At 35.2% G+C, this 8,306-nt stretch carries 6 protein-coding genes; 1 reads left to right on the top strand and 5 read right to left on the bottom strand.

Annotated features, from left to right (window positions below):
- Nucleotides 1–2,281: bifunctional aspartate kinase/homoserine dehydrogenase I (gene thrA / locus HRT72_11665; protein NQY68362.1), on the bottom strand; the 2,281-nt coding region annotated here is incomplete at its 3' end.
- Nucleotides 2,282–2,499: 218 nt separating this feature from the next.
- On the opposite strand from thrA, the gene HRT72_11660 reads away from it, so the two are divergent.
- Complete coding sequence (locus tag HRT72_11660) at nt 2,500–4,287, top strand: aryl-sulfate sulfotransferase (protein ID NQY68361.1); 1,788 nt, start codon at nt 2,500–2,502, stop codon at nt 4,285–4,287.
- Nucleotides 4,288–4,304: 17 nt separating this feature from the next.
- Here the strand turns inward: HRT72_11660 and ilvA are convergent, their stop codons facing one another.
- The 4 genes from ilvA to HRT72_11640 form a co-directional block, all read right to left on the bottom strand.
- Nucleotides 4,305–5,555, bottom strand: a complete 1,251-nt coding sequence (gene ilvA / locus HRT72_11655) for a threonine ammonia-lyase IlvA (GenBank protein NQY68360.1) — start codon at nt 5,553–5,555, stop codon at nt 4,305–4,307.
- Nucleotides 5,556–5,650: 95 nt separating this feature from the next.
- A complete protein-coding gene (ilvC, locus tag HRT72_11650) occupies nt 5,651–6,703 on the bottom strand; it encodes a ketol-acid reductoisomerase (GenBank protein NQY68359.1) in 1,053 nt (350 codons plus the stop codon).
- Between the two features lie 17 nt (nt 6,704–6,720).
- A complete protein-coding gene (gene ilvN / locus HRT72_11645; GenBank protein NQY68358.1) occupies nt 6,721–7,248 on the bottom strand; it encodes an acetolactate synthase small subunit in 528 nt (175 codons plus the stop codon).
- A gap of 20 nt (nt 7,249–7,268) precedes the next feature.
- Nucleotides 7,269–8,306: acetolactate synthase large subunit (locus tag HRT72_11640; protein NQY68357.1), on the bottom strand; the 1,038-nt coding region annotated here is incomplete at its 5' end.

The raw sequence follows: 8,306 nt of genomic DNA, 5'->3' as shown, positions 1-8,306 counted from the left end.
CTCCCAAACCAATTACAGCTTTACCTTTCTCGTATTTAGCGTAATACTTTTGTCTTTTGCCTTTCTTCTCTATTTTTAAACGTTCTGCTTCAAAATAATCATCATGCTTTTTAAGAACTTTCCAGAAATCAGGTAATGACTTAGCTTGAACAGCATCTTTAGGTAAGAAGTTATTTATCTCAATATCCTTCAATTCCATTTTAAGACCTAACTCTCTACATAGAATTAATATTTTTCTACTAACGTCAACACCTGTTAAGTCGATTCTTGGATCTGGCTCAGAGTAACCCATTTCTTGAGCCTCTCTAACTACATCATGCATTTTGTAATCTTTCGATAACGCATTAAACACGAAATTCAGTGTCCCAGATAAAATAGCTTCAATTTTAATAATCTTATCCCCACTATTAACCAAATCATTCATTGTTTGAATAATAGGAAGAGCTGCACCAACATTCGTTTCGTAAAGGAATTTAACCCCTCTTTTAGCAGCTGTTTTCTTTAAGCCATCGTAGATATCAAAAGAACTTGAGCAAGCCACTTTATTAGCCGCTACAATAGATATACTCGAATCTAATATTCGATGATACCCTTTAATAATATCAGCATTCGCTGTACAGTCAATAAAGATTGAATTCCGAATATTCATATCCATCATTTTATCGATGAATTTATCCAATACCATTTTGTTTTTTGAAGACTTCAACTTATCTCTCCATTTATTTAAAGAGACACCATCTGCATCCATAACCATATAACGACTATTAGCAACTCCAACAAGGTTGATGCTAATTCCATGAGTATCCTCTAAAAACTCCTTTTGCTTTTTAATTTGATCTAAAAGGGTTGCTCCAATTGTTCCAACACCACATAAAAACAAATTCACATTGATAGTTGGCGACAGAAAGAAATTCTCATGAATAACATTTAGAGCTTTTATTAAATGCTTACTCTCAATTACCGCAGATATATTTCGCTCTGATGAGCCCTGTGCAATTGCTCGCACATTAATTCCGTTTTTACCCATTGAAGCGAAAAGATTTCCAGAAACACCTGGAATATTTCTCATATTCTCTCCTACTACTGTAACAATCGAAAGTCCTGATTCTAAACTTACTTTTTCAATTAATCCAGAACCTATTTCACCTCCTAAAACTTCCTCAATAGCACTTTTAGCTGCTTTCGCGTCTTTCGTGCTAACCGTAAGAGTAATTAAGTTTTCAGGAGAAGCTTGAGATATAAGAGTAATTGCAATATCCTCTTTGGCTAATGCACCAAATACCTTACTTAAAAATCCTCTTAAGTTCGCGATTCCCATTCCATTTACGCTAATAATAGAAACATCATCAATAGATGATATTCCTTTCACAAATCTATTCTGCGTAGATGTTCCTCTTATTAAAGTTCCTTCTCCATCTGGATTAAAAGTATTCTTTACCCATATCGGTAAATCCTTTTTCATTACCGGTAATATCGTAGCTGGAAAAACAACTTTAGCTCCAAAATGAGATAATTCCATTGCTTCAGCATATGTCATTTCCTTTATTGTAAATGCATTACCAACCTTTCGAGGGTCAGCTGTCATCATTCCATCAACATCCGTCCATATTTGTAATTCTGCTGCACTAAGAGCAGCAGCTATAATTGAGCCCGTTAAATCAGAACCACCTCTTCCTAAAGTGGTAGTCTCATTGTCGTCCGTACTAGAAATAAAACCAGTTACAATCTGCAAATCTTTATTTGCCTTAAAATGTGCTTTAACTAATTTGTTGGTTTTGGGATAATTCACATTAGCTCCACCGAAAATCCGATCTGTCTTAATTACTCTTCTTGCATTTAAGTACCCGGCATCAACACCAATACTTATAAAGCTTTCACTTACAATATTTGCAGAAAGTCTTTCACCGAAACTCAAAACAAAATCCTTTGATTTAAAGGTTAATTCTTTGGTCAAGAATATACCATACAATACTTTCTCTAATCTAGAAATCTGAGTTGCTACTCTTTCAATAACTCGTTTCTTATTCTTGCCTTTCACTAAGCTAGTAATAGCAGCCAAGTGCCTTTCTTTCACTTGAACAAGAATCTCATTGTAATCTTCATTTCCTTCTGAAGCAAGCGTAGCCATACGAATCAACTGATCCGTAACACCTCCAAATGCGGATACCACAATTGCCACTGCTCCTTTTCTTTTAGCTACGATATCATGAATTCTTCTGATATTATCCGGGGTACCTACAGAGGTTCCTCCAAATTTCAATACTAATATTTTCTTTGCCATAATCAGACTACTATATTTTGCACTTTATTTTAGGAGCGGCAAATTTAATCATACCTAACAATTGTTTTACTTTTTTCCTGTTTTTTTATCAATTATTAATCTGCTACTTCACTGGTGTCCTAGATTATCGAGCTTCGGAAAAATGAAAAAGTATTTCTTTAAATTTGAATAACTTTCTTTATTAGGAATACCAACAGTCTTTTACAAGCCTTTAGTTAATGACAACTAATCTTTATTTTATAATCTTTATTAATCTCGTTTCTATTTGTCTGTGCAGTGCAGTTCAATCCAAGAATGAGTCTAATGAAATAATCTACCAATCCCCTGTTGCTAATTCTATTTTAAACTCACCTTCAACAAACATTATAATAACCTTCAAAAACACTATTAACACTTCTCTAATTACAGATAATACTTTTATTATTGAAGGAGAATCTAGCAATTACGATTATGACATCTTTTACCATAACGACTTTAAGACAATTGTTCTAGAACCCAAAAGTGATTTCAAACTCGACGAAGAGATAACACTTCAGATCAATTCTGGACTTAATCTCGATATTCCGATATCATATTCCTTTAAGGCTAGCCCAACACAACTAAACATTAAAAAAGTTCTTAATCATGATCACCCAGTCATTGACTCCATGGCAATTTCATCCAAAACGTTATCGGAAAACTACCCAACCATTGTTTCAACGGAATTTGAACCAACCGGTGATGGATTTATTTTCATGAATGGCAATGTAATGGGAGCGCCAAGAACATTGCTAATTACAGATAATGTGGGGGCAATGATTTTTTTCAAAGAACTTGACAATCGGACATTCGACTTCAAAGTACAGAAAAACGGATTGCTATCTTATTATGAAGAAGTTGGAGAAGGAAAGTTTTATCTACTGGATCCTTATTTCAATAAAGTGGACTCCTTTGCAACTGGCAATGGCTATATCACTGATTTTCATGACTTACAAATTCTTCCCAATGGGAACGCTTTGATGATTGCATGGGACCCTCAAGTAATCGATATGACATCCGTTGTACCAGAAGGCCAACCTAATGTTACAGTTATTGGTTCTATTATCCAAATAATAGATAAGACAACAAAGAGTGTAATATTCCAATGGCGCTCATGGGATCACTTTAATATTACAGATACGAAACACGCTGACCTAACAAGTGCATATCAAATCTCCTATGTTCATTGTAATGCCGTAGAACTTGATTCTGATGGAGATATTCTTATTTCCAGTAGAAAAATGGATGAGATTACTAAAATAAGTTCTGTTAGTGGCGACATTATATGGAGACTTGGTGGGACCAATAACGAATTCACATTTCCCAACGACTCTATTATGTTTTGTAGTCAACATGATATTCGAAGAATTAACAATGGGAATATTACTTTGTTTGACAACACAAATCACACGAGTATTAGCCCAAGAGCTATCGAATATAAATTAGACGAAGATTATAAAACTGCAACAATAGTTTGGGAAAAATCGAATAGTACTGTTATAGATGCTAATATTTACGGCAGTTGCCAGCGCCTTGAAAATGGCAACACTTTTGTTAACTGGGGACAGGCTGAGAAATTCAGCACTAATATTACTGAAACAAAACAGGATGGAACTATTGTTTTCGAGCTAACAATGAATCCAGGGGAAGGAAACAATTCATACCGGTCTTTCAGAACAGATTGGTGTGACAGCGTATGCTTCAATGCAATGGAAAACATTGTTTCTCCCGATGATTTCCTCTTATTCAACTACCCAAACCCCGCTTCATACTTTACACTTTTTCAATTTACAGTAGCTGAGAAAAGCAATGTCAACTTACAAATCCATGATTCTTCCGGTAAATTGATTAGAAGTATCATAAATAAAGAACTCGAGAGAGGCTATTATGAAAAAGAATTAAACACGAGAGACTTCTCCTCTGGATTATATATATATACGTTGACTATTGGAAACAAAGCGAGTAGCAAAAAGTTAATTATTGAATAAGGCTAAGCACCTTAATTCTACATAAAGTACCCGAACAAGTTTTCATCCTTATTTACATATGTATAATCCATATTATGAGACTTCATCCTGGCGAGTAATGGCTCAAAATCTCTACTATCAGTAAGTTCTACACCAATAAATGCAGGTCCGTTTTCTCGTTCATTTTTCTTCATGTACTCGAAACGAGTAATATCATCATTTGGACCAAGAACTTCATCCAAAAACTCTCTTAAGGCTCCTGCCCTTTGGGGAAAACGAAGAATAAAGTAATGCATCAATCCTTCATAAATCAACGATTTCTCTTTAATCTCCTGCATTCTGGTAATATCATTATTGCTTCCACTAACAATACACACCACATTCTTACCTTTTATTTCTTCTTTATAATCTTCTAATGCAGATATAGTTAAAGCACCTGCCGGTTCCACTACTATAGCATCTTCATTGTATAATTTGAGGATATTAGTACAAATTCTACCTTCCGGAACTAATGTCATCTCATCAATTACCTCTTTGCATATCTCAAACGTTATATCTCCTACAGACTGGACCGCAGCCCCATCAACAAACTTGTCGATTTTATCTAACACAACTAATTTTCCTTGCTCCAAAGATTCCTTCATAGCTGGGGCACCCAACGGCTCTACACCTATAATCTTTGTTTTAGGACTTATTTTCTTAAAGTAAGACCCAACTCCACTGGCTAATCCTCCTCCACCAATAGGCACGAATAAATAATCAATTTCTTCTTGAATATCATTCAGGATTTCAACTCCAACTGTTCCTTGTCCTTGAATTACTTTCAGGTCATTGAAAGGATGAATAAACAATTTCCCACTCTCCTTAGCGTCTTTAATCGCAGCTGCATAAGCATCATCAAAAGTATCTCCATCAAGAATTACCTCTACCATATCTTTACCAAACATTTTAGCCTGCTTTACTTTTTGATCTGGTGTAGTTGAAGGCATATAAATCTTCCCCTTCACTCCCATTCTACTACACGACCAGGCAACTCCTTGCGAATGATTACCAGCACTTGCACAAACGATTCCTTTATCTAATTCTTCCTGAGTAGCAGTACTCATCAAATTGTAAGCTCCTCTTAATTTATAAGAACGAACATGTTGAACATCTTCTCTTTTCAAATAAACGTTACTACCGTATGCAGCCGAGAGATTATCGTTTTTTGCAAGAGGCGTATGTAATACAACACCTTTTAATTGCTTATCTGCATTAAGGATATCTTGGATATCGATCATTTTACTCATCATCTTGTTTTCTTAGAGGAAATCTGAAATACGAATATAAAAAAAGGAGATCACTTAAATAAGCGATCTCCTTTTCAAGAAGTTTTAGCTTCTTACTATTTTTCCTTGTTCTCTGGACGAAGTGATCTAACAGTTCTACCTGTAGTCCACATTTCAGAATCATATAATTCTTTTAATTCTGCTTCCAAGCCAACTCGGTAATCTTCTTTACCGTTTGTATCGATAGAGATTTGAGCTTCTTCTCCAGAAGCAACATTATCGTACAATTCTTCGAATACTGGCTTAACAGCATCATGGAATTTATCTTTCCAATCCAAAGCACCTCTTTGTGCTGTTGTAGAACAGTTAGCGTACATCCAATCCATTCCATTTTCTGCAACTAAAGGATATAAAGATTGAGTCGCTTCTTCAACAGTTTCGTTAAACGCTTCTGATGGAGAATGACCTCTTGATCTTAATACTTCGTACTGTGCTTGGAATATACCTTGTATAGCTCCCATTAATGTTCCTCTCTCTCCTGTTAAGTCAGAAAATACTTCTTTCTTAAAATCAGTTTGGAATAAATAACCTGAACCTACTGCGATACCCATTGCTTTAACTCTGTCTTCTGCTTTACCTGTAGCATCTTGAAAGATTGCATAACTAGAATTCAAACCTTTACCAGCAACGAACAATCTTCTTAAGCTAGTTCCTGAACCTTTAGGAGCAACTAAAATCACATCTACATCAGCTGGAGGAATAATTCCTGTTCTTTCCTTATAAGTGATTCCAAATCCATGAGAGAAATACAATGCGTCTCCAGGACTCAAGTTTTCTTTAACAGTAGGCCATAGTGCAATTTGAGCTGCATCAGAAAGCAAGTAACAAATGATTGTTCCTTTTTTTACTGCTTCTTCAATTTCGAATAAATTTTCACCTTCAACAAAGCCATCTGCAACAGCTTTATCCCAAGATTTTGAATTTTTTCTTTGACCAACTATTACGTTAATTCCGTTGTCTTTTTGGTTTAGCGCTTGTCCAGGACCTTGAACACCATAACCAATTACAGCTACTGTTTCTTCCTTTAAAACTTCTTGTGCTTTAGCTAACGGGAACTCTTCTCTTGTTACCACGTTTTCGTCTACTCCGCCAAAATTTATTACTGCCATTATTGTTGTTTTAAAATTTAAATTACTCCTTCCGGAAGGAAGTCACTCATTCCTTCCTCATTCTTAAGAATGGCAATACGGCCAGACTGAATAAATTCTAGAATATTATAGGGCTCTAAAATATAAAACAAAGAGGTGATATCCTCCTTGCTTCCTGTTTTTTCTATCACCATAAATTTAGAGGTAGCGTGTACAACTTTTGCACTATTACCATCCGAAATTTTCTGCAAATTCGTATTCGCAGCTTTATTTTTTACTTGCATTTTAAAGAAGGCTATTTCATTAAAAATAATGTCCTTATCCTCACTAATAAATACCTTATAAACTTCTATTATCTTATTTATTTGTTGCTGCAATCTATTAACCATTACTTCTGTACAAGTAACAACAACAGTAAATCTAGAAATACCTTTTCTTTCTGTTTCAGAAACAGTAAGACTTTCAATGTTGATTTTTCTTCGCGTAAAAACAATCGTAATCCGGTTCAAAATTCCAGCGGAATTTTGTACAAAGGCCGATATCGTGTATTTCTTCTTCTCGTTCATACTAACAAATCTTTCTCTTACTATTTAAGTCTAATATCGTGTACAGCCGCACCAGTTGGGATCATTGGAAATACATCTTCTTCCTTTTCAACCATAATCTCTAACATATAAGCTCCTTTGTGCTTAAACATAGCTTTTAAGGCGTCATCTAAATCTTCCCTCTTAGTTACTTTTTGTGCAGGTATTCCGTATCCCTTACTTATGATAGTAAATTCAGGGTTTACTAAATCAACAAAAGAATATCTGTTCTCAAAGAACATTCCTTGCCACTGCCTAACCATTCCCAAGAAGCTATTATTTAGAATAACAATCTTAACATCTGCCTTCTCTTGAGCAATTGTACCAAGCTCTTGGATATTCATTTGAAAACCTCCATCTCCAGAAATAGAAACCACTGTTCTATTAGGAGCTCCTATTTTTGCCCCAAAAGCAGCAGGTAATGAAAACCCCATCGTACCCAATCCGCCAGACGAAACAAAACTATCTGTTCTTTTGAACTTATAATATCTGGCCGCCATCATTTGGTGTTGACCCACATCAGGAACAATTACAGCATTACCGTTGGTTTGTTCGCTAATTCTACGAATAACTTCAGCCATTTTAATCTGGCCTTTCTTTGGATGTGTTTCTTTACTTATTACTTGTTTAAACTCTTTCTCGTAACAATCGGCAAATTTCTGATGCCATTTAGTATGATTACGTTCCTTAACTGCTGCCAACAATTTAGTCATAGCTCTTTTAGCATCACTAAGAATTATTACTTCTGGTTTTATGATTTTACCAACTTCTGCTGGATCTATCTCAATATGAATAATCTTAGCGTTAGGTAAGAATTTAGAAACATCACCAGTTACTCTATCATCAAATCGCATTCCCACAGCCAACACAACATCAGCTTCATCACTTAAAAAATTAGGACCATAATTACCATGCATTCCTAGTAATCCTACATGTAATTCATGATCCGTTGGGAAAGAAGATAAGCCGTGTAATGTTGACGCAACAGCTATTCCCGTTTTTTCAGCAAACTTCCTAACTACTTTTTCGGCCTTTGAAAT

It is taken from the genome of Flavobacteriales bacterium (assembly GCA_013214975.1).
In the GTDB taxonomy this organism is placed as follows: Bacteria; Bacteroidota; Bacteroidia; order DT-38; family DT-38; genus DT-38.
Note: the sequence above shows the minus strand (reverse complement) of the source record. Positions and strands in the feature narration are given on the sequence as shown.